Consider the following 24852-nt stretch of genomic DNA (forward strand, 5'->3'; position numbering starts at 1 on the left):
ATCTCCTCATCCGTGCCGACCGATCAACGAAGGACGTACTTTTGCGCAAACTCGTGTACTTCATCGCCTCCACTCTCGACGGTTTCATCGCCGGTCCCGACGGCACCGACCCATCCGGCCCCGGTGGCTTCTGGACCCCCTCGGAGGACTACCTGCAGCACCTCATCGCGGAGTACCCCGAGACCTTGCCGGGACTGGCCAGGGCCGCGCTCGGCGTCACCGCCGAAGGCCGGCACTTCGACACCGTCGTCGAAGGCCGCAACAGCTATGAGGTCGGACTCGCGGCCGGCGTGACCAACGCCTACGACCACCTCCGGCACCTGGTCTTCTCTCGGACACTGACCGAAAGCCCTGACCCCGGTGTCGAACTCGTCGCCGATGACCCGGTAGCGACGGTTCGAGAGCTCAAACGCACTGACGGCAAAGACATCTGGCTCGTCGGCGGCGGAGAACTGGCCGGTGCACTCTACGGCGAGATCGACCGGGTGATCGTCAAACTGAGCCCGCTCACGATCGGCACGGGCATACCCCTGTTCGGCCGGACCGCGGCTTTCGCACCCAACGCCTGGGGGCTCGTCGACCACACCGTCCTCGCGAGCGGAGCCGCCTTTTTCACCTACGACCGGGGCGCCGGTACGCCGTAGGCCTGCAGGAAGGCGCCCGGTGAATCGTCAGCGCCGGATCGGGCGGTTCTACGCCTCGACACCCATGATGGAGAGATGTCCGAAACATCCGCCCGACTGCTCCGGCTGCTGTCGCTGTTGCAGACCAACCGCGTGTGGTCCGGCGCCGAGCTCGCGGCCAAACTCGATGTCACCGCGCGCACCGTGCGCCGCGATGTGGAGCGACTACGCGGATTGGGCTATCCGGTGCGGGCATTGCAGGGCAGCGCGGGGTATCGGTTGGGAGCGGGTGCGTCGATGCCGCCGCTGCTGCTCGACGACGAGGAAGCCGTGGCCGTCGCGGTCGGCTTGCGCACCACCTCGGGCGGCACGGTCACCGGCATCGAGGACGCCTCGCTCCGCGCGCTCGCCAAGCTGGAGCAGGTACTTCCCTCGCGACTCCGGCACCGGCTCACGACCTTGCAACAGTCGATGGTGCGGGTCGCCGCCGAAGCACCGCGGGTGGCGCCCGAGACGCTGCTGACGATCGCGGAAGCGTGCCGACGCCACGAGCGGCTGCGCTTCGACTACACCGATCACGCCGGTCGGACGTCTCGCCGCGATGTCGAACCCGATTCGCTGGTCAATGTGAGCAGGCATTGGTATCTGGTCGGGTGGGATGTCGACCGCGCGGATTGGCGGTCGTTCCGCATCGACCGGCTCGAGCCGCGGGTGCCGACGGGCCCACGCTTCACCCCGCGACCGCTGCCCGAGGGCGACGCGGCGACCTATCTGTCCCGCAGGCTGTCGGTCGCGTCGTGGCCGTGGCGCACCGTCGTCACCCTGCACGGATCGGCCACCGAGGTGGCCGATCGTGTCTGGCCGGGCATGGGTGTCCTCGAAGCGGTCGACGATGTCAGCTGTCTGTTGCATCTGGGCGCGGACTCCCCCGCCGCACTGGCCTGGATGATCACCGCCCTGGACATCGGGTTCACGGTCACCGACCCACCGGAGCTCGTCGCGGCGCTGCGGACAGTCGGCGAGCGATGTCGTGACGCGATTGTCGATGCACCCGATGCCGACTTGCATCGTGTGCCATCACCGCGTTGACAGCGGCGTTCTCGCACGTCGGCCGGTGCGTCGACGAGGCGGGAGATTCAGTCGCACAGCGCGTGGGTGAGTATCCCGCCGAGATCGACAGAGGACGATTTGCCGGTATAGGCGATGGTGACCGCGAGGCCGGACCCAGTGGCACCGGCGACAGTGGAGAAGCCGGGGACGCCGCCGATGTGCCCGACATACCGCGCACCGCACGGCAGTTGGGTGTACCCGAGGCCGAGACCGTAGGACATGCCGTCACCGTTGCCCATGTCGACGCCGTCGAGCATCTGCGCGAGCTGGGGCTGAGGCACCACCTGACCGGCCAGCAGCGCGAGGAAGAACCGATTCAGGTCGGCGCCGGTGCTCACCAGAGCACCCGATGTCCACGGCACCGACGGCTCCATCAGGGTCGTGTCGGTGAGTGTCTCGTCGACGGTGGTGTAGCCGGTCGGATGCGGTCGGCGCAATCCGGTTTCGCCGGTGGCGGGCAGGTAGGTATTCGACAGGCCGAGCGGTGTCAGGATCCGGTCGCGCAGTTCGTCGGTGTAGCGATGCCCGGTCACCGCTTCGATCAGCATGCCCGCGACGATGTAGTTGATGTTGGTGTACTCGAACCGGCTGCCGGGCGCGAACTTCGCCGGATGCTCCAGGGCCAAGGCGATCTCCTGGGCCGGGGTGAAGGTGCGGCCGTTCTTCGCCGCCTCGTGTTCGTCGAGCTCGGGGGAACGGGCCGGCTCGGGCAGGCCGCTTCGGTGGCCCAGGATCTGACGGACGGTGATCGCGCGACCGTCCACGCCCGCACCGGTGAGCAATCCGGGCAGATACGTGTCGACGGACCGGTCGAGGTCGACGCGACGTTCGGCCACCAGCTGCAGCACGATCGCGGCGGTGAAGGACTTGGTGACACTGCCGACCCGGATGTGCTGGGGAACATCGGTACCGATCGGGGTCGCCGCGGCCGCGTCGGCCAGCCCGGAACTGACGACAGTGTCTGCCCCGTGCTCGGTGAGCGTGGCGATGGCGCCGACGGCACCTGAGCCGACAATCTCGTCGAGGTCGCCGCGCACGCTGTCCACGCGAGCCGAGGCGTGGGGCTCGGCCGCGCTGGTCGTGCAGGCGGACAAGCCCAGGGCGACGGCGAAAATCGGCACGGTCAGGGTTCGAAAACGCATGATCGAACGGTAGGAAGCCGAGGCCTGCACGCACATTGGACTGCGGTACTACCACCGCCTCGGTCTCCGGTAGCGGGGCAGGGCGGTCCGGTCGCCCTGCCCGCGACGTCATCCGATCAGTTCCGGCGCAGCGCCAGCACCGGAATGGTGCGGATACCCTTCGTCTTCTCCTCGTATCCGGCGAAACCGGGATACCGTCGCGCCTGCTCGGCGTAGAGGCGGTCGCGTTCGTCGCCGGTCACTTCGGTGATGGTGACCGGAAAGGTCTCGGTGCCGACCTCGGCGTCGGCCGCGCCCGCGGAGGTGAGGTTGTAGTACCAGTCGGGATTGGTGGGGGCACCGGCCTTGGACGCGAAGACGTACATGAGCTTCGGGTCGTTCTCGTCGGCCAAGTACATCATCGGCGACACCAGTTGCCGGTCGGTGCGCCGCCCTCGGTGATGCACCAGCACCATCGGCGCACCCTCGAAGGGCCCGCCGACGCGCCCTTCGTTGGCTCGGAACTCGGCGATGATCTTGCTGTTCCAGTCCTGTGATTCGCTCATGCCTGGCATCTTCTCCCCCGACCCGCGCGTGCGCGAGCAACCACGCTCACGGCTCGTCGAGTACTTCTTGCAGGCGGGCGGCGAAGGTGACGGCATCGTTGACGAATCCGGTGTGGTCGCCGGGGAACAGGACCGGGCCGACGCCGAGCGCCGATGCCAGTCCCCGCGAGGTGCGATCGCAGAACTGACCGGTGGACTCGGCACCGATCCCGACGATCACCCGGGTGGGGATCGAACGCAGCAACGGCGGGTCCGGCACCCAGGAGGTGGTCGGGCACAGTTCATGGGCGAACCAGAAGCGTTCGCTGGCGACCTGCCGGGGATCGCGGTCGCCGCCGAAGATCTGTTCGAGCATCGGATCCGGGACAGGAACAGCGGCTTGGGCGAAGAACTTTCGCCAGGCGCCGATCACATCGCCGGTGGCGTAGGTGGCGACGATGTCCTCGGTGAGTGGGCGCTGGGCTTCGGCGTCGGGGAGCAGTTCACGCAGCGGCGGTTCGTGGGCGACGACGGTGGTGACCAGGTCGGGGTTGGTCTGGGCCAGGGCCAGTGCGGTGACCGCGCCACCGCTGGATCCGAACACCACGGCCGGGCCCGCGTCGAGATGGGTGATGAGCTGGGCGAGGTCCCCGGCGCGGGCGAGCACCGTCGAGTCCTGGTTCGGGTCGTCCAGGGGGCTGCCGAAATGCCCGCGCGGGTCGGTGGTGAGGACGGTGTTGGTGGTGGCGAGTTGTTCGGCGGCCGCGGCGAACGAGGCGGCGTTCATCGGGGCACCGACGAGGACGAGCAGCGGTCCCGCACCACGGACCTCGTAATACAGGCGGGCGTCCGGCACCACGAGGGTGCCGGTGGTGACGGCGGAACTGGCGGTCATGAGGCTCTCCCGGATCTCGGCTATAGGTAGCACTCATACAGACGGTGCGTGCCGAAAGAACTCATCGCTGACGGCGAAAATTCTTTTCCGACAATCTCTTCCGCAGGTCAGGTGGCTTTCTCTGGCGAGAGTCGGGCCAGGGCCAGCACCACGACACCACAACCGGCCACGACGAGCCACCCGATCCGGATAGACCCGTGGCCGGCGATCACACCGCCGGCGATCGCGATGCCGACCGCGGCGCCGACTTGCCGAGCGGTGGACGTGATTCCGCCCGCCACCCCCGCCCTGGCGGCGGGCAACCCGCTCACCGCGGTGTTGGTGATCGGCGCATTCGCGAATCCGAATCCGATACCGATCAGCCCGAACGCGACCAGCATCGTCATCAGATCCGGATCGCCGCCCGCGCCGACGAGCACGACCCCACCGGCGGTGAGGAATCCGCCGGCGAGCGACAACGGCCGCCGCGCACCGACGCGTCCGACGAGAATCCCCGACAGCGGTGCGCACACGGTTGCCGCCACCGCGAGGGGCAGCGTGATCGCCCCCGCCACCACCGCGCTCATTCCTCGTTCGTGCTGCAGATGCCAGGTACTGAGCAGCAAGGTGGTGGTAAGCGCCACGAACACCAGCACCGCGCCGACCACCGCGGCGGTGAATGGCGTGCGCCGGAACAGTGCCGGATCGATCAACGGCTCGGCTACCCGTCGCTCGACCCATACGAACCCGGCAGCCGCCGCCACGACACCGAGGTACCCGGCCAGCGCTGTGGCCGAGCCCCATCCGATCCGCGGTCCTTCGATGAGCAAGGCGATCACCCCACCGACCACCAGGACGAGCAGCATTTGCCCCGCACCGTCGATCCGGCGCGGCTGCTCGGCCCGCGATTCGGGCACGAACACCGCGCTCAGCACGAGTGCGACCACCACGACCGGAAGCGCCACCCAGAACACCGACCGCCACCCGAACCAGTCGACAAGCGCCCCACCGAGGGTCGGCCCGACTGCCATGCTCACCCCGAACACCGCCGCCCACACCCCGATCGCGCGGGCTCGCTGCCGCGCGTCGGTGATCGTCGAGACCACGATCGCCAAGGCCACCGGACTCAACATCGAGCCACCGACGCCCTGGGCGATCCGCGCCGCGATGAGTACCTCGACGGTCGGAGCCAGTGCGCACACGGCGGTAGCGGCGCCGAAAACGACGAGCCCGAGCCGGAATACCCGTCGTCGGCCGACGCGATCCGCGATCGCTCCCGAGGTGATGAGGAAGCTCGCCAGCGCCAGGGTGTAGGAGTCGACGATCCACTCCAGGCCCTGGGTGCCGACGTGCAGGCCGTCGCCGATCGCGGGCAATGCCACGGTGACGATCGTCGCGTCGAGCCCGACGACGAACAGGCTCAGCGAGCACACGGCCAGCACGGCCCATGGGCGAACGGCTGCGGTGCGGGCGCGAACAGGGTTGTCCAACATGGGGGTCCTCCTCGGATCGAGGACCGGAGTATCACCAGCAGTCGGCCGGATCACCCAGAGTTATTGCCGAAACAGCAAATCTCTTGCTTGTTCGGCAAGTTTGTCCAGTCCGAGGGGGCGGCGATCGGCCGACGTCGCGGGAGATCGCCGTTGCCGGCGTTCAGCGGCTGCGGCGAAGCTCTTCGGCGCGTGCCCGCAGCGTTCCGGCGAACAGTTCACGTCCCTCGTGCGCCAGATCGACCACCTCGCGCGCGCTCTGACGGCCCGCGTCGCCCAGGATTCCGGCAAGCGCGGTACCGGTCCGGCGCGCCGCGATGGACAGCTCGTCGAGCAGTTCCTTCTGATAGCTCACCGGACATCACCCGCGACGATGCGATCAGCTGATCTCGACCGTGACCGACGTGATCCATCTCGTGAGACTCCATTCGCAGTGCGGGCCAGCTCGCCTACCTGACACACCTGAGTGTACAGACGTGCACTGAACTGGTGTCAAGCCTTCCGCGCTGATGGACGGCAAGTGCGCGAAACGCGATTCTTGTGGCCCTCGTTGTGCGCTGCGTCAGGGGCGCTCGGTGGGTAGTTCGCCGTAGAGCTGACGCGCGCGGGCGGTCAGCAGCGGCAGCACGATGGTGCGCCAGGTCGGTAGGTGCACCGCTTCCGGGCGCCCCTCGACCAGTACGGAAGGCGCTGCCGTCGCGTCGGCATCGTCGACGTCGACCCCGACCACCGCGACGATCTCCCGCCGCAGCAGCGCCACGAACTCCGTGGCGGTCTCCGGCGGGACCTCCGCACAAACCTTGTCCCGCACCGCATTCCATGCCACCGGGTCCGCGGGCGACCCCCAGTGACGCGGTCGCCGATCGAAGAGCCGGGCTATCTCGGAAGAATCTGGCACCCGCCGGATCCTACCGACGCCCGCCACCCACGGTCGCTACGACGTCCCCGAACGCCGCAGCGGCATCGACGAATCCGCCGGGGCGCTCCCTAACGGCGGCGGCGAAGTTCGTCGGCGCTGGCCCGCAGCGTTCCGGCGACCAGCTCGCGCCCCTCGTGTGCCAGATCGACCACCTCGCGCGCACTCTTGCGGCCCGCGTCGCCCAAGATGGCGGCAAGCGCGGTACCGGTTCGGCGTGCCGCGATGGACAGCTCGTGGATCAGTTCTCGGCCGGGTTCGAATTTGTCCATCTCGGTGGAACTCCATTCGCAATGCGGGCCAGCTCGGATGCCTGGCAACACATCAGTGTACAGTCGTGCGCCGAACCTGTGTCAACCCCGAATACGGCACTACGGTCTGCGCGCTTCACCTGGACGCGAATCGATTCGAGGCCGCGTGTCCCGATGCGCGACCTGACCGCGGAACGCAAGTGCCGCGCAGCGGTGTGCTGCGCGGCACCGAGGTGAGACGAGTTCAGTTGTAGGAGTTGGCAACCCCGTCGAGCAGGTGCTCGAGGGTCTCGTAGGCCGGCACGTCGACGACGTCGATCAGATCGGCGGCCACGGGCACCGAACGTTCGGCGGCGACCGAGGTGAACTGGGCGGTGTCGCCGGTGCGGAAGCCGTGTTCGGCGGCCAGGCGGCGCAGTTCGGCGTTGTCGGTGAGCAGTTTGCCGATCTTGTCGCCGGTGGTGTTGAGCGGGACGAGGGTGTGGCTCGACAGGACCGTCGGGGTCGGGTAGGTCAGCACCATGTCCGGCTTGATCCGGCCCTTGCCCGCGGCTTCGACGAACTGTGCCTCGTAGATGCAGACCAGCGGGGTCTGGCCCATGCCGTTGGTGAGGTACTGGTTGAACGGTCCGTCGCTGCTGTTGTCGGTGTAGCCCTGGGCGAGGAACAGTTTCGACAGGGCGGGCAACACGTGCTGTTCGGCGGTGGCGCCGCGCACGATGGTGTGGTCGTTGGCGACATAGCTCGCGATCGAGAGGTACATGGCCGCGGAGTTCGAGCTGCGCGGGTCGGTGGTCGAGACCAGGATGTTCTTGGCGACCGGGTAGGTCGTGTTGCCGGGCAGGTCGTCCCACTGCACGCCGGTCCCGGCCAGCTCCAGGTACCTGTTCATGTCGAATGTCGCGACCGGGCCGGGCTTGATCACCCCGGCCGCCGTGAGCAGGTCAGCGATCGGCCGGTAGGTGGCGATGGCGATGGGTGACGAGAACGGCGTGTACTTGGTGGTGATGTTGCGCTGGCGCTGAATTCGTTCCGCGGCCGGAATACTCGACGGGAACGCGAAATCGAAAGCGCCGAGGTCCACGGTGGTCGCGATCTGGCGCGAACCGGCCGGTTGGACCTCGACCCGGATACCGTTGTCGGCGAGCACCTTCGCCACACGCTCGTCGGCGAAGAACGACATCTTCTCCGACCCCACCACACCGCGCACCACAGTCGCGCCGGCGACAGGAGCGGCGGCCGGCGCATCGGCACCGCCGGGCAAGAGCACGACACCGGCCACGACACCGGCCACGACCACGGCCGCACCGATCGACAACGGCACCACCGCACGCCTGCTCACCGCACGCTTCGGCGGTTCCTCGGTCGTGTTCGACTCGCGCGCGATCAGTTCCGCGGCGCGCACGCTGGCCGTGGGGGCCGGAACTCGTACCGTCGGGTCGGGATCGGCGAGTTCGCGGCGCACGATCCGCTCGACCAGGATCGGCACGAACTCCCGGATCGGTTTACCGGTGAACCGGTGGTGCGCGGCGCCGACCGCCGACGTCACCTGGTCGACGGGGACGTTCTCGGACAGGTCTTCGACCAAACTCTCGGTCATGCGCCGCATAGCCAGCTCTTCACGCTGGACGGCATCGGCAGCTACGCCGGGGACTACGCGCGACACCACATTCTCCTGGGCTCACAATCGGGCTGCGGACGCGGCGCGCCGAACAGGGCCCTCCCCGTGCGCACGCCGCGGGCCACGCTACCGGCGCGCAGCACAGATACCCCAGCCGTGAGCGAGGGTGCACGCAGAGTTCAGCGCTCGCTCGACTGCCCGCAATGTCACGTTGTCCGCGAGTTCGCGTAAACCTCGAATCACGAAGTCGCAGTGTGTGATTCGCTACTACAGCTCGGTCGCGGCCCGAACCGGCGGCGCCTGCTCCTCGCTCGCGGACCCGCGCGCCGCCTGCACGGCCGCCCGCCCGAGCCCACCGGCGAGCAGTTCCATCACCCCGATCACGACCAGCCCGGCACCGGCCATCGTGGCCAGCCCGGTGACCGTCTGGAAGGTGATCGCGATGATGGCGATGCCGATCGCGGTGGTGGCGAGCCCGCACAGTTCGTGCGCCCAGCCGTCCTCGACGCTGTCGTCCCACGCCGCCACCAGCGCGTGCACGACACCGCGCACCGACCAGCCGATGCCGATCCACAGGGCCAGCAGTTCGATATTGCCGCCCTGGAAGACCAGACCCGCCAAGATCCCCGTGAGTGCGGCGCTGACCAGTACCAGCACCCGCAGCGGGAACGCGATCCGCGCCATGAACGCCAGATACACCTGCACCATGGTGCTCAGGATCAGCGAGATCCCGAACAGCGTCGCCAGCGTGAATTCGTCACGGCCCGGCCACAGCAGCAGTGCCACCCCGAGCAGGAACGAACACCCGCCCGCGACGAGCATCGCGGTGCGGGTCCGATCCGCGCTGCCGGTCATGTCAGCCGCTCCAGCAGGTAGGGCGCAGTCCGGCTGACCGTACTGGCCGCCACCTGTTTCGGTGTCCCCTGCGCCACGATCCGGCCTCCCTGCCCGCCGCCGCCCGGTCCCATGTCGATCACATGGTCGGCCCCCGCGACAACGGTCATGTCGTGTTCGACCACCACCACACTGGCGCCGCTGTCGACGAGCGAATTCAGTTGTGTCATCAGGATATCGGTGTCGGCCGGATACAGCCCGGTAGTCGGTTCGTCGAGCAGGTAGACGGTGCCCGCGCGCCGCGCCCGCTGCAACTCGGTGGCCAGTTTCACCCGTTGCGCTTCACCGCCGGACAGTTCGGTGGCGGGTTGCCCGAGCCGCAGGTAGCCGAGGCCGACATCGCGCAGCGTGCGCAGGGCACGCGCCACGACTTCGACATCGTCGAGGAAGTCGGCGGCCTGGTCGACGGTCAGATCGAGTACCCCGGCGATGGTTTTGTCGCGGTAGGTGATGTCGAGGGTTTCGGGGTTGTAGCGCGCGCCGTGACAGGCCGGGCACGGACTGTAGGTGCTGGGCAGGAACAGCAGCTCCACGGTGATGTATCCCTCGCCCTGGCAGGTCGGGCAGCGGCCTTCGGCGACATTGAACGAGAAGCGGCCGACGCCGTACCCGCGGGCTTTGGCGGCGTCGGTCGCGGCGAAGAGTTTGCGGACCGTGTCGAACAAGCCGGTATAGGTGGCCAGGTTCGACCGTGGGGTGCGCCCGATCGGCGCCTGATCGACTTCGACGACTCGCACGATGCCCGGGTCGGCATCGGCGGTGATCGAAACAGCGTGTAGCAGAGTCGATTTACCCGAACCGGAGACGCCGGTGATCGCGGTGAACACCCCGAGCGGGATGTCGGCGTCGAGGTCGTGCAGGTTGTGGCTGGTGACGGCGCGCAATCGGAGCTCGCCGGTCGGGGCGCGAGCCGCGCGCGGCGGGCGGACTATCTCGTCGAACAGGTAGGGCCGGGTGACCGAGTCGGCCACCTCGCGCAACCCCTCGACCTCACCGGCGTAGAGGACCTTGCCGCCGTTCACACCGGCGCCGGGACCGATGTCGATGAGCCAGTCGGCGTGGCGGACGACGTCGAGATCGTGTTCGACCAGGAACACGCTGTTGCCCGAGTGTTTGAGCCGGTCCAGCACTGTCGTCAGTGCCGCGGTGTCGGCCGGGTGCAGTCCGGCCGAGGGTTCGTCGAGAATGTAGACGACACCGAACAGGCCCGACCGCAACTGCCCGGCCAACCGTAATCGTTGCAGCTCACCGCCGGACAGTGTCGGGCTCTCCCGGTCGACGCTCAGATAGCCGAGCCCGAGCTCGATCAGCACATCGATGCGGGAGGTGAGGTCCTGGGTGAGTACCGCGACGGCTTCCGTGCCGGGGGTGTAGGGCCGCAGCACCTCGGCGAGCTCGATCAGCGGCAGGTCGGCGAGTTCGGTGATGTTGTACCCGGCGAAAGTCACCGCGAGCGCTTCGGGTTTGAGTCGTCGCCCCGCGCACAGCGGGCAGACGGCGGTGTGCAGGTATTCGGCCGCGCGGGCCCTGGTGGCCTCACTCTTGGATTCGGCGTGCGAGCGCAACAGCAACTGCTTGGCGCCGGTGTAGGTGCCCTGATACGGGCGGTGGATGCGATGCGGTTCGCGCACGGGTTCCACCGTGACCACCGGCTTCTCCTCGGTGAACAGGATCCATTCGCGGGCAGCGGGTGAGAGTTCACGCCACGGGCGGTCGATGTCGTAGCCCAGCGCGGCGAGCACGTCACGCAGGTTCTTGCCCTGCCAGGCGCCGGGCCACGACGCGATCGCGCCCTCGCGGATGCTCAGCGACGGGTCCGGGACCATCGATGCCTCGGTAGCCTCGTGGACGACGCCCTGTCCGTGGCAGCGCGGGCAGGCGCCCTCGACGGTGTTCGGGGAGAACGCGTCGGAGTACAGACGGTTGGTGCCCTCCGGGTAGTGCCCGGGGCCGGTCCTGGCCGGGGTGTCGGGATAGTCGCCTTCGCGGGACATGAGCATGCGCAGCGTGTTCGAGATCGCGGTGACGGTACCGACGGTCGACCGCGACGACGGCGAGGACCGGCGCTGGGCCAGGGCCACGGTCGGTGGTAGGCCGGTGACGGTGTCGACATCGGGCGCTTCCACCTGGTGCAGCAACCTGCGGGCATACGGTGCCACCGACTCCAGATACCGGCGTTGCGATTCCGCGTAGAGCGTGCCGAACGCCAACGACGACTTTCCGGAACCCGACACTCCCGTGAAGGCGACCAGGGCATTTCGCGGCATGTCCGCGTCGACATCACGCAGGTTGTGGACCCGGGCGCCACGCACCCGAACCGAAGGATCGACCTCGTGCGAATCCACAGCTACCTACCGTACTCCCGGCGCGGCGACCTCCGGGGTGAACGCGCCCGTTGTCGGAGTGTTAGAAGAACCAGCCCAATTGCGGGGCACGGTCGGTGGTGAACGCTTCGTCGAACGCACGCAGTGCCTTCGCGTCCTCGACGGCGATCCGGTGTGCGGCGGCGAACGTGTTCGCGCGATGGGCGCCGAAGTAGAGGGCGCCGAGAATGTTGATGTCGAAACCGAGAGTCGCTGTCCGGCTGGTCGGCTCGCATTCGGCGACGCCGTCGCGGATCCGCAGGGCGAAGTTCCCGCCCGCGTCGCGGAACGGGTCGCGCACCGCCACGACAGTATCGAGGTCGGCGCGGTAGGCGCGGGCGGTCAAGGCGGCGGGGACATCCATGACCCGCGCCCACAGTGCGTCGCCGCGGTGGGTCATCTGCACGGTGCGCGGGTCGGTGAGCATGTAGGCGAGCGGATCGTCGTCGGCGATCTCGGCTTCCACGGTGTCGACCAGGTCCATACCGAGCAGTACTCGCCACAGCGCGGCGTGCGCGTCGGGGGTGACCGCACGCAATTCCCACACCGAGGCGATGTCACGGTTCTCGCGCGAGCGCCGATACAGGGCATATCCGTCGGCGTGCAGCAGGACGAACAGCGTCGTCGCACCGGAGCGGTGGCGTTCCACGTCGGCGAAGAACAGGTCCCACTTGGCGTCCGGTCGAACCTGCGCCCCCGCCGTCACGTGCTGCCAGCGCTCGTAGATCTCGCGGATCCGCGGGGCGGCGGCGTGCAGTGACTCCAAGGTCACGCCACCGGGATCCGGTGTGGTGGAACGGAATTCCGCACGCCGCGTATCGATGGAGATCGCGGTGTCGATGACGGCCACCTCGTAGCCGAACCGCCCGTAGATCGTGCCCTCACTGGCCGTGAAGATCGTCAACGGCAACCCGTCGGCCTCGGTCCGAGCGTGCTGGGCCCGATAGAGCTCGCGCAGGATCCCCCGCCGCCGATGCGTCGGCGCGACCGCGACCCCCGACACCCCACACGCGCGCACCGTCCGCTCCCCCGGCACCGTGATCGTCATCGTCCGGTCCACCGTGTGCCCTACGATCCGGTCACCCTCCACCGCGACCAGCGACCGCTCGACCGGAAAGACCTTGCCCCGGAATTCGTTCTCATCATCCCCGTACCGCATCCCGAACCCGGCCTCCTGCAACCCCGCGATCGCCGCCGAGTCCGCAGGAGTCCCCGCCCGAACGCACACGCTCTTCGCCGATGCCATCCTCGTACCCTGCCACGCCACCCCACCCCGGCACATCCGGTTTTCTACCTGGCAGAGCAGGTGTCGGTCCGGCGCGCACGGACCGCGCTATGCCCAGTCGGTCAACACGCTGATCAACTCGACGACCGGGCCCAGAGCCGAGGGCGCGGCGACCGAACCGGCTCCGCCGACCCACAACGACACCGGCACGCGATGGAATCGCACGACAGCGGCCCCCCAGGGAACATCGGTGTGCGCGATGCCGTCCACAGCCACGCCGAGGGCGCCGTCGACCGATCCGGCCGGTGTCACAACGACCGTCGGGTCGGTCGTGTCGCTGAGGTTCTGAGCCTGAGCGGCCGTGCGGCCGGTCAGCAGATCGATGACGGCGGCGATCGCGACCGGATCGCGGGTCCCGTCGTAGATCCAGCGCCGGCCGAGTACCCCGTGCTCAGCGGTGCCGATCAGCGCCGAGTCGGCTCCGTGCAGCGGTGCTCCGCGATAGGTCATCGGCACCTGATACAGCACCTGGTCAGGACCGGAATCGTCGACGAACAGCACGAATTCGATCCCGACCTCGCCGGCCGGGTCATCGAGACGGAAGCCGCCGACTCTGTCCAGGCGCGGGGTCGTGCCCAGATACCACGGCCGACCGGGCAACCATGCTGAGACGAGATCACGCTTGGACGGGGTGACGGTGGTCTGATGGATCACTGCCATCGGGTGCCTCAGCCTTTCGCGGTCATGGCGCGCAGGTCGGGCAAGGTGCCGATGCGCTGGGTGGTCGGACGGCCGGGGGCGGCGGTTTGGGGCGAGCCGGTCGTGCGGAGCAGGGTTCGGATCTGGTCGGGGGTCGCGCGGCCGGGGCCGGTGGTGCGGATGCCCTGGTAGGCGGCGATGGCGCCGACGACGATCGGGGACGCGCTGGAGGTGCCGCTGAATTCGTCGGTGTACCAGAGGTCTTCGTCGGGGCCGCCTTGCAGGTCGCCGTAGCCGGTGGTGGTGACTTCGCGGCCCCAGCCCTGGGTGTCGAGGCGGGCGCCGTGGTTGGAGAAGTCCAGGCGAGAGCGGGCGGGTCCGTGGTCACGGCCGTGCAGGCCCGGCGGTGGGGCGCCCGCGCCGACCAGGATGGCGCCGGAGTCGGCGGGCCCCGCGCGGAACGGGTTGTGCCAGGTGGCGGGGAAATCGCCGGGGCGGGTGTCGTAGACGGCGTCGTCGAGGTTCTCGCCGCCGTTGCCCGCCGCTTCGACGACGACGATGCCCCGGCTCACCGCGTAGCGGATGGCGGCGAAGTCGTCGGGCCACCACTCCACAGCGATGTAGCCGCGCTGATCGGGAGTGCCCTGGTAGTCGAATCGTGGTCCGGGGCGGTGCAGTTCGATGAGAACGATGTCGCCGGGGTTCAGGGCGTCGGCCGCGGAGCGGATCGCGGCGGCCGAGCCGATGCCGAAGATGGAGATGGCCCTGATGTGGGCTTCGGGTGCGATCCCGGTGACGCCGAATTCGTTGAGGTCGCCGCTGATCTCGCCGGCGACGGCGGTGCCGTGGTTGCGCCATCCCAGGTCCGCGGAGGCGGTGCCGCCGATGACTCCGCCCTGGTTCTGTCGCAGATCCTCGTGGGTGAACCGCCACGCGCCCTCGACGTCGATCACCCGCACGCCGGTTCCGAGCCCGCCGGGCCTGCCGTGGGCCCACACCGCGTCGATGCCGTGGGGTGCGGCGTCCAGATAGGCCTGCCTGACCCGGAAATCGGGCGTCACAGCGGGCGCTCGCGGGACGACGATGTTCTCCGCGAGAGGGGCAAGCGGCGGCTCGGCCGCAGGCTTGACGTAGGCGGCGGCGACGGTGTCGTCCTCGCGCAGCCGGTGCGCGAGCTCTCCGAGGTCGCCCAGTTCACCGTGCACCGAGTAGTAACTGAGGTACTCCCCCGCGACCGACGCCTGCGGTGTGTCGGCCAGGCGGGCCGCGAGCCGGTTGTCCGGACCGAAGATCGGTACCAGACGCGCGGCGGCGGGCAGGAGTTCATCGACCCTGGTGCGTACGGACCGGTTCTCGCGCAGGGCGATCGGCGTGATCTCCGGGCCGGTCGGCGTGGTGACAACGATCAGTTCGCCCGGCGGGACCGAGGTTGCAGGCACCCCTGGTCGGCGCTGCCTGCTGGATCGGGTGGAGGCCATGGCTACCAGTCAACCGTGCCCCGCGCCCGCCCGCTACTGTTCTGCCACACCGGCTTTGGCGACACGCCGCTACCACACCGCGGCGACGACCCCGATCACGGCGATCGCCCCGACATACCCCAGCACCAGCCGGGTATCGCGCAACCAGCATCGACTGCGCTGCAACCCGGCCCGCCACGCCCGCCAGTATCCGACGAACGCGAGCGCACCGAACCCGACCACCGCCCACGGCCCCACCAACCACGTCAGCAACGCCACGGTCGCGACCACACACAACGTCAACGGGTCGTGCGGTTGCTGCCCGCGCATCGCCTCCTCGTAATAGACCCCGCGCTCGCTCACCGCACCTCCACCGGCAACAACACCCGCCCTGCCGGTGCCGCCGCCGACAACCGCTGCCGCGACAGCGCGGGCCAGGCCTGCACCGCACAGAACGGCGCGCACTGATCGGCGTCGGCACGGGTCCCCACGTGCACGCAGCACTGGGTGAGCCGTTCCTCGATCATCGTCGACATATCCATGAACGGTTTCACCGTGATCCGCACAACGCGTTCCCCGAGCAGAGTCCGCAACCGTTGACGCCGCCCCGGCAACGCCGACGACGCCAGCGTGAGCAGGGTGGACATCCCCAGATCGCAGTTCTCGCAGATGTTGCGCCACACCCGCCCGATCTCCGGATGCGACAGCGACGACTGCTCCGAGAGCAATCCCAGCAACGATTCCTGTACCGCCACCCGCAGTTCGGCGGGCAGCGCCGAGTCCGCGATCCGATTGGACACCAGTCCCAGCTGCTGCTTCAACCTCTCGTGCCCGATCAGCGAGACCAGCGACCGCCATTCGCCCGCGTCGTCTCGCAGCAGGTAGCCCACCGAGCAGCAATGTGGATGCGAGCACGGCAGCGCGGTGAGGTCACGCCAGGTCACCAACCCGTCGGTCTGAGGGCCGAGTCGGGCCAGCACACCGGTGTGGGTGAGCCGGCTCATCGGGTCGATCGCTCCCGAACGCCCGGAACCGAATTGCGGTTGGATCGAGACCCCGCCGACGAAGGGTGTGTCCATGGCGGTGCGCACGACCGCGCCGATCTCGTCGTCGTTGACACCCAGCGCCACGGTCATCACCAAGGTGGTGAAGACGGCGTTCGACGACAGCCGTTGCAGCGCCTGCTGTTTGCGGACCCGCAGGTCACCGCCACGGTGATGGCGTGAGGCCTGTGCGGTTTCCCCGTCGTATTGCAGATACACCTCGACCCGGTCGCGATGCGCGCGCAGCAGCGCCAGCAGTTCGTCGTCGACGGCGATGCGCAGACCGTTGGTGTTGAGCAGGATCCGGGTGATCGGCCGTGCGGTCAATGCGGTCAGCAGCCGCGCCAACTGTGGATGCAGGGTCGGTTCGCCGCCGCTGAGCATCAACACGTCCAGGCGCCCGTTCTCGCGGGCAAGGCGTTGATCGACATTGGCCAGCACGTCCTCGACCGACACCACCCCACGCAGTTCGGGCGAGGAGTCGGCGAAACAGGTGGGACAGCGCAGGTTACAGCTGTCGATGATGTCTTCGAGCAGGATGCAGGTGTGCTGGGTCTGCATCTCGGGCAGCCCTCGCAGATACGCCGAGGGCACCGGGTCGAAATTGCCCACGGCGTCGGGCAGGTGCGCTTTGGTCGGAGCGGTCCATTCTTCGAGGTAGGCCAGGATTTCGGGGTCCTCGTCATAGAGGGTGCGCACCATGCCGTGGGTTCGACACCCTCGTTCGAGAAAGACCTTCCCGCCCCGTTCGGCGAGCCACCCCGACAGCCTCGCGACATCGGGCAGCGCGGTGTCGGGGTGTTCGTCGTGGCAGCGGGGACAGAACGCGGTGACATAGCGCAGGATCCGATCGCCCCGCAACGGCATGCCGGTCATCGCGCCAACCCGAACATGCCCGTGTACAGCTCGGGGTTGATGGCCGTGCACAAACCCGCCGTGCACACCGTGACCAGCGACCACCCGATCATCAGCCCCATCCCGAACCCTTTGGGCGCGGGCCGTTTGCGCCGGATCAACAGCCAGCCACCCCCGAAAGCCGCTGCCGCGCTGACCACCGCGGTCAGCCCGAACAGCGCTTTGGTCGCGGCGTCGTCATTGATGGAGGCCACGACCATGAACACGAAGAATCCCGCCATCGCGTTGGCCACGATGAACGCCATCGCCCCGGCCAACGCCATCGCCGCGACCTGACCGCCCTGCCCCGGAGGCTTCCCGCCCTGCTGCGGCGGTGGGGGCGGCATGTTCGGTGGTGGTCCGGGAGGAAAGTTCATGCCGCAACCTTTCGTCGAAGTACACCCTCGTAGTTCCCGCGCCGGTAGCCGATGCTCCAGCGCACCGCGACCAGGACCAGTCCCGGCAGCAGGAACCATTGCGGGCGTGTCAGATCCAGCCACACGGTGTCGTTGGCGCGGGTGAACTCGACCAGGAACCGGAAGATCGCGTACGCCCCGACGTAGAGGGTGAACAGCTCACCCGGCGTGCTGATCCGGTCGCGCAACCACCACAGTGCGCCGAAAGCGGCCAGCTGGAACACGATTTCGTAGAGAAAGCTCGGATGCATCGCGACACCGGCCACGCACCCGGGGCACTGCGGCACCGTCGCTGGCGCGTGGATTCCCCACGGCAGGTTCGTCGGCCGTCCCGGCGCCTCGGTGAGCAAGCAGCCGATGCGCCCCACCGCCATGCCCAGCGCCACCGCGGGTGCGAACAGGTCACCGGTCCGTTCCCGATAACCGATGATCCGTTTCGCGATCAACACGCCCACATACGCGCCGAACAATCCGCCGAGCACGCTGCGCGCACCGAACATCCAGCTCTCGTACGGATCGAGGGTCTCGACCAGACTCGACAACCGCATGCCGATCGCCCCACCGACCAGCGCCCCGGTGACCGCGACCAGGGACTCTTCGCGCAGCGCGTCGCGGCGCCGGCATTCGGCCACGAACACCACCGCCGCCACGGCGACACCGAGCGCGACGAAGAACCCGTGCGTCGGGATCCCCCACATCAGCTGCGCCACCATGGCGAAAGGTTAGCGGGCCCACGGGCCTGCACGCGTGAGTGAAACTACTCCCGAATTCGGGTACTACCCTGTTCGTTGGTGAACGCCGGTGCGGGAGTAAGTGTTTCGTTTAGAATGATGCACGGTGAGATCCTCACCCCGGTACCGATCCTCGGGTACCAGCGTAAATCATCGCGATAGTTCCACCATCTCGGGAATTCCATCGGATACGCAGCCATACAGGGGGTCAATCATGTCTACAGCTGTCGATTTCGCGGCCAGGCTCATCGAACCGCGGGCGATCGTCGCGGCGAGCCATTCGGCGGTTCTCGCCTACATCTCACCGAGCAGGCCGGGCGCGAACTTCGGCGCCAAACCGATCACCGCCGACTACGCTCGCGCGCTCACCGCCGCCGGGCTCGACATCGTCTCCATCTGGCAGTACGGCAAACCCGGCGACGCGACCCCCTCGGACTGGACAACCGGTTTCGACGGCGGTCGCCGAATGGCCGAACAGGCGTTGACCACCCACCTGAGCGTAGGCGCGCCTCGACACGCACCGATCTTCTTCGCCGTCGACGAGGACATCTCGCTGTCGCAGTGGAACAGCACGGCCGTGGAGTTCTTCCGGGGCGTGAACTCGGTACTGGGTACCACCTGGACCGGGATCTACGGGCATTCGCGGGCGTGTGCGTGGGCGATCGAGGACGGGGTGGTCGGCGCACGCGGGGAATTCAGCTGGGCGTGGCAGACGCGGGCCTGGTCGGGTACCGAACGGGAACCACGCGCGGTGCTCTACCAGCGGATGATCGACACCCCGAGCAACCCCGGACCGATCATCGACGGCACCCGCGTCGACGTCAACGACATCCTCGCCCCCGACTTCGGGCAGTGGGCGCTCGACCGTTCGGTATCGGTACCGCAGTTCACCGAGATCGACCGGCTCGGACCGTCGCACTCCCCGCGTGAAGGTGCCCGCGTCACCAATTTCCTGTTGCACACCCAGGAAGGCAACGGCACCGCCGAATCCCTGGCCGCCTACCTCAACAACCCCGACAACGGCGTGTCCTACCACTACACACTGCGCGACGCGGTGGTGGTGCGGGTGGTGCCGGAGGAGCTCGCGTCCTGGTCGGTGCTCTCGGCGAACCCTTTCACGGTGAATCTGTGCTTCGCGGGCAGCCGGATCGCCTGGTCGCGCCAACAGTGGCTGGCCATCGACGGCGATCTGCGGATCGCGGCGTTCCTCGCTGTCCGCAGTGCGCACCGGCACGGGTACTCGACCGAGGTGATCGAGCCGGATTACCACATCGGCGACGGGATCTCCGACCATCAGTACGTCACGAGAGCGCTCGGCATCGGCTCGCATACCGATGTGGGCCCCAACTTCCCGTGGGATGTGTTCGCCGACCACGTCGCCTCGTTCGCCGACGGAACCGGGCCGAACGCCATCGATGTCCGTGCTGCCGCGTCCCCGTGGTTGGGCGCGCGCCGCACCGACGGCGAACTCAGCACACCGGACGAGGTGGGACGTTTCGCCGAATTCGAGCACGGCTACGTGTACTGGCATCCGAGCACCGATGCCCACGCCGTCCCGACCGCGGTCATGGACAAGTACGCGGAGTTGGATTGGGAGACAGGCCCCTTGGGCTATCCGACAGCCGAGCACACCGAACTGCCCGATCCACGCGGGTCCGGCCCCGGGCTGGCACAAGCGTTTCAGGGCGGCATCGTCTACCGGCGCGCCGGCCAACCCGCGTACTGGGTGCACGGTGCGATCGGAGCGCGGTGGGCGGCGGCCGGGTACCAGAACGGCGAGCTCGGCTGGCCGGCCTCCGACGAGACCGCCCACGACGACGGGGTTTATCAGGCGTTCGAGTTCGGCCGGATCTACTGGGTGCCCGAACAGATCGTCGCACTGCGCAATTCCGGCGAGCCCGACACTCCGCTGGCCCGGCCCGCGTGAGAGGTCAGGCCAGCAGGATCGCGAGGGTGGTGGCAGCGGCGCCCAGTAGCAGCGCCACCACCACCAGGATCGCGATCAGTCGCGTCCGTGAGGTCGGTCCGGTGTAGGTTTCGTCGGCGTTCAGCATGTCGTCGATGTCGATGGCGGCGAACTCACGCGTCGATTCGAGAGGGCCGGGCTGCTCGGTCATGTGCGTGACGCTAGTCCAGGTCGCTGCTCGCCGCCGCCGATACCCCCGCTCATGTTTGCGGCAGCGGGGTGCGGGTGGTGGCGAGCAGTTCGTCGAGCTGCGCTTCGGCGCGTTCGGCCCGGGCCAGCGTCTGTGCGCGGGCATCGTCGAGCGCGGCCCACCGTTCGGAGGCTTCGGTGCGCACCTGCTCGAGTGCGGCTGCCGCTTCCTCGCGGCGTTGCTGGGTTTCGGTGGCGGTGGTACGACGAAGCTCGGCCAGTTCGATACGGGTGCGGTCGAGTTCGGTGCGGGTGGTATCGAGTTCGGTGCGGGCCCGGCGCCACTCCTCGCGTGCTTCGGCGGCGGCCTCTACGCGTTCGGCGGTGGCTTGTTCGGCGCGTTCGGTGGCACGGTCGGCGTCGGCGGCCCGCTGGATCGCCAGGTCGCGTTCGGCGTTCGCGGCCGCGATCCGGGCTTCGGCGTCGCGGCGCTGGTGCGCGATCTCGGTGTCGGCGCGCTGTTGGGCCCGGGCCACGGTGTCGTCGGCTTCTTGTCGCGCCGCGTCGATGTCGTCGGCTGCTTGTTGTTGTGCCGCACGCACTTGTGCCTCGGCGTCGCTGCGGGCCGCGAACACGTCCTCGGAGGCCTGTCGGGTGAGCGCGTCGACCGAGGCCACGACTTCGTCCCTGGCCGTGAGTGCTTCCCCCACCGCCTGTTCGGCTTGTTCCGCGGCCGCCACCGCCTCTTCGGCCACCGATTCCGCCAGTGCGCGTGCCTCTTCGGCCTCGCGTCGTGCTTGTTCGGCCGCCACGGTCGCCATTTCCGCTTCGGCGATCCGGCGAGCAGCGTCGGCTTGGACCGCCTGGACCTGCGCCTCGGCCACCGACGGATCCCCGATTGTCTGCAGCTCGGCGACCGCCGCGTTCAGCGTGGTTCCCAACTGCTCGGCCAGCCCCCGGAACTGCCCGAGCAGCTCGTCGGCCCGCAGCCGCGCCACCGTCACCGGCCCCTGTGCCGTCACAGTGACGGCAGCGGTCGCACTCTCGGACTCCTGTTGCTGCCGTTGTCTTTCCCGCCACGCCCGCCACCGGGTGTGGTCGGGGTGATCGCAGTACTCGGAGGGGCGACCCGGCCCACCGGCGCGGGTAATGGGACGGGCACAGCCCGGATAGTTGCATACGCTCGACACGGGTGAATCGTAGCGTTGGTTTCGTCATTCCGTTACGTATTGCACGAAACGAAAACCGTGTCGCCCCTTCGGGAGTCGAATCCGGCCATGCCTAACCTGACCTCCGATAAGTGAACATTATCGGCGGTCAGGATCTGGGATCGGTTCGAATGACCCCGACTGATTTACGTTTACGTTTGGTCGCAGTCAACGAAACGTAATAGCTACGGAACTGGTGAAAAACTGTGCTCGCCTGTACGGCCGTACCGATGACGAATTCACGGCCGATTCAGCGGCTGCACGAAACCCGCGCCCCGGAAAATCAGATGCTCGTCCTTGCCGGTCGACGTAGCGTCACCCGATGGTCCGCCCAAGGCAGCACACGGTTTCGAAGCTCAGGACACCCCTGGGCGGGAGACGACCGCGCCTGTTGATGGCGGTCGGCTCGCTCGGAATCGCCGCCTCGGGTGTGTTCATCGCACTGGCCGAGGTCTCCCCCGCGACTGCCACCTTCTTCCGATGTGCGCTGGCCGTGCCCGCACTGTGGCTGCTCGCGCGCAGGGAACGTCGTCGGGACGTTCCGCTGCCTCGGCGGGCGGTCATGGTCGCGGCGATGGCCGGGGTGCTGTTCGCCGCTGACGCGTTGCTGTGGACGCAGGCGGTCTTCGAAGTCGGAGCCGGGATGACCGCGGTTCTCGTGAACGCGCAGGTCGTCATCGTCCCGATACTGGCCCTGCTCGTAGACCGCGAGCCGATTGCGCGGACGTATGTGCTGATGTTGCCGGTCATGCTCGGTGGAATCCTGCTCACCGGCGGCGTTTTCGAGTCGGTGTCCATCGGCACCGACCCGCTCCTGGGTACGGTTCACGCCTTGATCGCCGCGCTCTGCTACGCGGTGTTCCTGTTCCTGCTCCGCCGCACCGGGCACACCGGACAACCGGTGCAGTCCTATTTCTTCATCCTCGTCTCCGCGACCACGGTCGCCGCCCTGCGGCAAGGAATGGACTTTGCCCCGGGCTGGCCCGCCCTGGGCTGGCTCGCAGCGACGGCCGTGGGTGGCCAACTCATCGGCTGGCTCGCCGTCGCACTCGCCGCGCCCGCGCTCAGTAGCGCCGTGAACGCCACCATCCTCATGCTGGTCCCGGCCGGCGCGCTGGGGTCGGCGGCGCTCTTCCTCGACGAAAACCCCACGCAGCTTCAACTATTCGGATGCGTGTTGATGCTGGCCGGCGCCTACATCGCGGCGACTCGGGATGATGACCGTCGATCGGTTGGTTGATCGGCGTCGGTGGAGGTGTGGAGATGCTGCAGGTCCGAGCGGCTGATCGTCACGGCCGCGACGACGACGCCGATCGTGACGCCGATCAGGGTGTCCACGATCCGGCTGACGCCGATCTCGGGCGAGAGGTGCACCCCGAGGCCGACCATCAGCAACGCCATCGGCGTGACGACCAGCGAGGTGAGCGCGTAGTTGCGGGCGGCCATCACTTCGGCGCTCACCTGGAACGCCACGATCACCAGGGCCGTTGCCCAATACCCCAGCCCTGCCGCGATCAACAGCGCCCCGATGACCGCGCCGCCGACGTTGCCGAGCAGTCGTTGGATTCCGCGCTGCACCGTCATCGCGTACGAGACACCTTGCATCGCGGCCATCGCACCCATCGACGCCCAGAGCGGACTGGCGAGACCGGCCGCCGCCGCGAACCATCCCGCGCAGGCCGAGGCGAGCGCGATGCGCGCGGCGTTGTCGAGGACGGCGCGTGAGCGCAGTCCGGACATGCCCGTCGCCAGGAACCCCTCGGGACGCGGCAGCGCGGACACCCCGACTTCGGCACTATGGTCGAAAATGATGCTGCGCCGCTTGATCTTGCGCAGTTCGGCCTCGTGCCCGACTACGTCGAGCAGTCGCGTTCGGTCCCCCGCTGTCCAGTCGTCGACCGCGGCTTCCGCCTCGTCGAGCAGGGCGATCAGGTCACGGTGGTGCCGCGCATCCCCGCCTCGAACGCCGCTGAGCGCCACCTTCTCCCGAGCGTGCACGATCGCGACGCGGGCCGGTTCGACGGACCCACCGCGATCGAGCGCGGCGACAGCCGAGAGTGCCCGCGCGACAGCCAGCCGGGCGGGACCCAGGGGCAGCACCAGCAGCGGAGCCGTCTGCGCGAGCAGCCCCACCGCCGCGCCGATCGCCGCGGCCGAGCACACGTGGACGAGATCGCCGGGGGCGGTGACGTATCCGGCGGCCGCGGTGGCCGCGAAGACGAGGATCACCGGGCCGGGACCGGTGATCCGGAATGCCGATACCGACATCGCCGCGACCGCGGCACCGACCGACATCAGCGCGACCTCGGCCCACATCGGCACGCGGGCGAGCGCGAGCAGACCACCACCTGCGACGAAAGCGACAACCAGCACGCCGACGAGCGTCACCTTGGCCGCGACCCGGACCATCGGCTCGTGCCGGGCGAAGGCGGAGGCCAGTGCGCCGAGCACCGCGAAGCCGACGTATTGCCGCAGATCGAGGAGGCCACACCCGACGAAGACCAGCGCGGCCGCGGCGCCGACGCGCAACGAGGCCGCCACGGTCGCGTCGGCGGGCCGCACTTCGAGCGCGCGCCGCCAGGTGGATGCGGAGACCGAGTGCGCCAACGCGCCACGGGAGTGCCGCAGCCGGGTGGCGGTGGGCGGGTTGTGTAGGTCAGAAGTCGCGGCAGGCACGCTGCCATCCTAAATGTATTTTACTAGTAAAGTATATCTGAAATAGTGTGAAACCGATCGCTAGGATGAGTGTATGGGCGACACCTCCCCCGACTTCGTCGACGGCGTTCGAGCCGAATGGGCCGAGACCTATCCCGAGGTGGATACCTCCACGATCGAGGTGATCGGGCGGATCAATCGGATCAGTTCGCTGACGCTGCACCAGCTCGACCGGGCGCTCGCACCGAGGGGTGTCAACCGCGGCGAATTCGACATCCTGTGCGCCCTCGCCCGCGCCGGCCGCCCACTGCGCGCCAGCGAGGTGACCGCGAGGACCATGACCAGCGGCGCTTCGACCACCAAACACGCCGACCGGCTGACGAAGATCGGACTGATCGAACGGCTGCCGTTCGAGCGCGACGGCCGGGTGGTGCTGCTGCAGCTGACCGCGGCCGGGCGCGATCTCGTCGACACCGAACTGCCCAGCCGCGTAGCACGCGACCATCGGCTGCTGGAGGGACTCGACGAGCAGGAGCGGCAGACGCTCGCGACCCTGCTACGCCGGGTTGCGCGCAACACCGACGCGGCCGCCTGGCCGGCCCCCGGATCCTGAGCCACTCG

General features: G+C 68.4%; 25 protein-coding genes and 1 pseudogene. 6 read left to right on the top strand and 20 right to left on the bottom strand.

Annotated elements, in window-relative coordinates; translation table 11 throughout:
- Nucleotides 1–41 precede the first annotated feature (41 nt).
- Nucleotides 42–644 (top strand): dihydrofolate reductase family protein, encoded by a 603-nt coding sequence (locus tag ACFVJ5_RS07855; protein ID WP_379219103.1) that lies wholly within the window; start codon nt 42–44, stop codon nt 642–644.
- Nucleotides 645–719: 75 nt separating this feature from the next.
- The gene (locus ACFVJ5_RS07860; RefSeq protein ID WP_379219104.1) at nt 720–1712 is read left to right on the top strand and encodes a helix-turn-helix transcriptional regulator; all 993 of its coding nucleotides are present in this window, start codon (nt 720–722) and stop codon (nt 1710–1712) included.
- Between the two features lie 47 nt (nt 1713–1759).
- Here the strand turns inward: ACFVJ5_RS07860 and ACFVJ5_RS07865 are convergent, their stop codons facing one another.
- The 17 genes from ACFVJ5_RS07865 to ACFVJ5_RS07945 all read right to left on the bottom strand — a co-directional run bounded on the left by ACFVJ5_RS07865 (nt 1760) and on the right by ACFVJ5_RS07945 (nt 18255).
- Nucleotides 1760–2875: a serine hydrolase domain-containing protein gene (locus tag ACFVJ5_RS07865; RefSeq protein WP_379219105.1), complete on the bottom strand. Its 1116-nt coding sequence runs from the start codon at nt 2873–2875 to the stop codon at nt 1760–1762.
- A gap of 116 nt (nt 2876–2991) precedes the next feature.
- Complete coding sequence (locus ACFVJ5_RS07870) at nt 2992–3420, bottom strand: nitroreductase/quinone reductase family protein (RefSeq protein ID WP_379219106.1); 429 nt, start codon at nt 3418–3420, stop codon at nt 2992–2994.
- A gap of 46 nt (nt 3421–3466) precedes the next feature.
- Entirely contained in the window at nt 3467–4294 is an 828-nt protein-coding gene (locus ACFVJ5_RS07875; protein WP_379219107.1) for an alpha/beta fold hydrolase, read from the bottom strand.
- A gap of 107 nt (nt 4295–4401) precedes the next feature.
- Nucleotides 4402–5766, bottom strand: a complete 1365-nt coding sequence (locus ACFVJ5_RS07880; protein WP_379219108.1) for an MFS transporter — start codon at nt 5764–5766, stop codon at nt 4402–4404.
- Between the two features lie 160 nt (nt 5767–5926).
- A complete protein-coding gene (locus ACFVJ5_RS07885) occupies nt 5927–6118 on the bottom strand; it encodes a hypothetical protein (RefSeq protein ID WP_379219109.1) in 192 nt (63 codons plus the stop codon).
- A gap of 207 nt (nt 6119–6325) precedes the next feature.
- Nucleotides 6326–6661 carry a hypothetical protein gene (locus ACFVJ5_RS07890; protein ID WP_379219110.1) on the bottom strand — a complete coding sequence of 112 codons (336 nt, stop codon included), beginning with the start codon at nt 6659–6661 and terminating at the stop codon, nt 6326–6328.
- Nucleotides 6662–6750: 89 nt separating this feature from the next.
- Nucleotides 6751–6951, bottom strand: coding sequence for a hypothetical protein (locus ACFVJ5_RS07895; protein WP_378629218.1), 201 nt, complete (start codon nt 6949–6951; stop codon nt 6751–6753).
- A gap of 223 nt (nt 6952–7174) precedes the next feature.
- Complete coding sequence (locus tag ACFVJ5_RS07900) at nt 7175–8596, bottom strand: three-helix bundle dimerization domain-containing protein (protein ID WP_379219111.1); 1422 nt, start codon at nt 8594–8596, stop codon at nt 7175–7177.
- Between the two features lie 222 nt (nt 8597–8818).
- Nucleotides 8819–9406 carry a DUF308 domain-containing protein gene (locus tag ACFVJ5_RS07905; RefSeq protein ID WP_379219112.1) on the bottom strand — a complete coding sequence of 196 codons (588 nt, stop codon included), beginning with the start codon at nt 9404–9406 and terminating at the stop codon, nt 8819–8821.
- The gene (locus tag ACFVJ5_RS07910) at nt 9403–11712 is read right to left on the bottom strand and encodes an ATP-binding cassette domain-containing protein (protein ID WP_379219798.1); all 2310 of its coding nucleotides are present in this window, start codon (nt 11710–11712) and stop codon (nt 9403–9405) included. Before ACFVJ5_RS07910 ends, ACFVJ5_RS07905 begins: the two co-directional genes overlap by 4 nt.
- A 139-nt stretch (nt 11713–11851) precedes the next feature.
- Entirely contained in the window at nt 11852–13054 is a 1203-nt protein-coding gene (locus ACFVJ5_RS07915; RefSeq protein WP_379219113.1) for a GNAT family N-acetyltransferase, read from the bottom strand.
- 87 nt (nt 13055–13141) lie between these two features.
- Nucleotides 13142–13753 carry a 1,4-alpha-glucan branching protein gene (locus tag ACFVJ5_RS07920; protein ID WP_379219114.1) on the bottom strand — a complete coding sequence of 204 codons (612 nt, stop codon included), beginning with the start codon at nt 13751–13753 and terminating at the stop codon, nt 13142–13144.
- 8 nt (nt 13754–13761) lie between these two features.
- Nucleotides 13762–15210 carry a S8 family serine peptidase gene (locus ACFVJ5_RS07925; protein ID WP_379219115.1) on the bottom strand — a complete coding sequence of 483 codons (1449 nt, stop codon included), beginning with the start codon at nt 15208–15210 and terminating at the stop codon, nt 13762–13764.
- Nucleotides 15211–15279: 69 nt separating this feature from the next.
- Nucleotides 15280–15552: a hypothetical protein gene (locus ACFVJ5_RS07930; protein WP_379219116.1), complete on the bottom strand. Its 273-nt coding sequence runs from the start codon at nt 15550–15552 to the stop codon at nt 15280–15282.
- Nucleotides 15549–17099 carry a radical SAM protein gene (locus ACFVJ5_RS07935; protein ID WP_379219799.1) on the bottom strand — a complete coding sequence of 517 codons (1551 nt, stop codon included), beginning with the start codon at nt 17097–17099 and terminating at the stop codon, nt 15549–15551. Before ACFVJ5_RS07935 ends, ACFVJ5_RS07930 begins: the two co-directional genes overlap by 4 nt.
- A gap of 5 nt (nt 17100–17104) precedes the next feature.
- Entirely contained in the window at nt 17105–17503 is a 399-nt protein-coding gene (locus ACFVJ5_RS07940; protein ID WP_379219117.1) for a hypothetical protein, read from the bottom strand.
- Nucleotides 17500–18255, bottom strand: a complete 756-nt coding sequence (locus ACFVJ5_RS07945; RefSeq protein WP_379219118.1) for a prolipoprotein diacylglyceryl transferase — start codon at nt 18253–18255, stop codon at nt 17500–17502. The genes ACFVJ5_RS07940 and ACFVJ5_RS07945 overlap by 4 nt, the downstream gene beginning before the upstream one ends.
- A 232-nt stretch (nt 18256–18487) precedes the next feature.
- Here ACFVJ5_RS07945 and ACFVJ5_RS07950 point away from each other — a divergent pair.
- Nucleotides 18488–19141, top strand: a pseudogene (locus tag ACFVJ5_RS07950) (DUF1906 domain-containing protein); the annotation flags it as partial.
- Between the two features lie 492 nt (nt 19142–19633).
- Nucleotides 19634–20200, top strand: a complete 567-nt coding sequence (locus ACFVJ5_RS07955) for an LGFP repeat-containing protein (RefSeq protein WP_379219800.1) — start codon at nt 19634–19636, stop codon at nt 20198–20200.
- A gap of 4 nt (nt 20201–20204) precedes the next feature.
- On the opposite strand, the gene ACFVJ5_RS07960 is transcribed toward ACFVJ5_RS07955, so the two are convergent.
- A complete protein-coding gene (locus ACFVJ5_RS07960; RefSeq protein WP_379219119.1) occupies nt 20205–20390 on the bottom strand; it encodes a hypothetical protein in 186 nt (61 codons plus the stop codon).
- A 49-nt stretch (nt 20391–20439) separates the two neighbouring features.
- Entirely contained in the window at nt 20440–21558 is a 1119-nt protein-coding gene (locus ACFVJ5_RS07965) for a hypothetical protein (protein WP_379219120.1), read from the bottom strand.
- A 412-nt stretch (nt 21559–21970) separates the two neighbouring features.
- On the opposite strand from ACFVJ5_RS07965, the gene ACFVJ5_RS07970 reads away from it, so the two are divergent.
- On the top strand, nt 21971–22816 hold the full coding sequence (locus ACFVJ5_RS07970; protein WP_379219121.1) for a DMT family transporter: 846 nt from the start codon (nt 21971–21973) through the stop codon (nt 22814–22816).
- Here the strand turns inward: ACFVJ5_RS07970 and ACFVJ5_RS07975 are convergent.
- Nucleotides 22771–24252, bottom strand: coding sequence for an FUSC family protein (locus ACFVJ5_RS07975; RefSeq protein WP_379219122.1), 1482 nt, complete (start codon nt 24250–24252; stop codon nt 22771–22773). The genes ACFVJ5_RS07970 and ACFVJ5_RS07975 overlap by 46 nt on opposite strands.
- A gap of 73 nt (nt 24253–24325) precedes the next feature.
- Here ACFVJ5_RS07975 and ACFVJ5_RS07980 point away from each other — a divergent pair, with 73 nt between their 5' ends.
- Nucleotides 24326–24844: a MarR family winged helix-turn-helix transcriptional regulator gene (locus ACFVJ5_RS07980; RefSeq protein WP_379219123.1), complete on the top strand. Its 519-nt coding sequence runs from the start codon at nt 24326–24328 to the stop codon at nt 24842–24844.
- Nucleotides 24845–24852: the final 8 nt, after the last annotated feature.

It is taken from the genome of Nocardia sp. NPDC127606 (genome assembly GCF_042671725.1).
Classification (GTDB): domain Bacteria; phylum Actinomycetota; class Actinomycetes; order Mycobacteriales; family Mycobacteriaceae; genus Nocardia.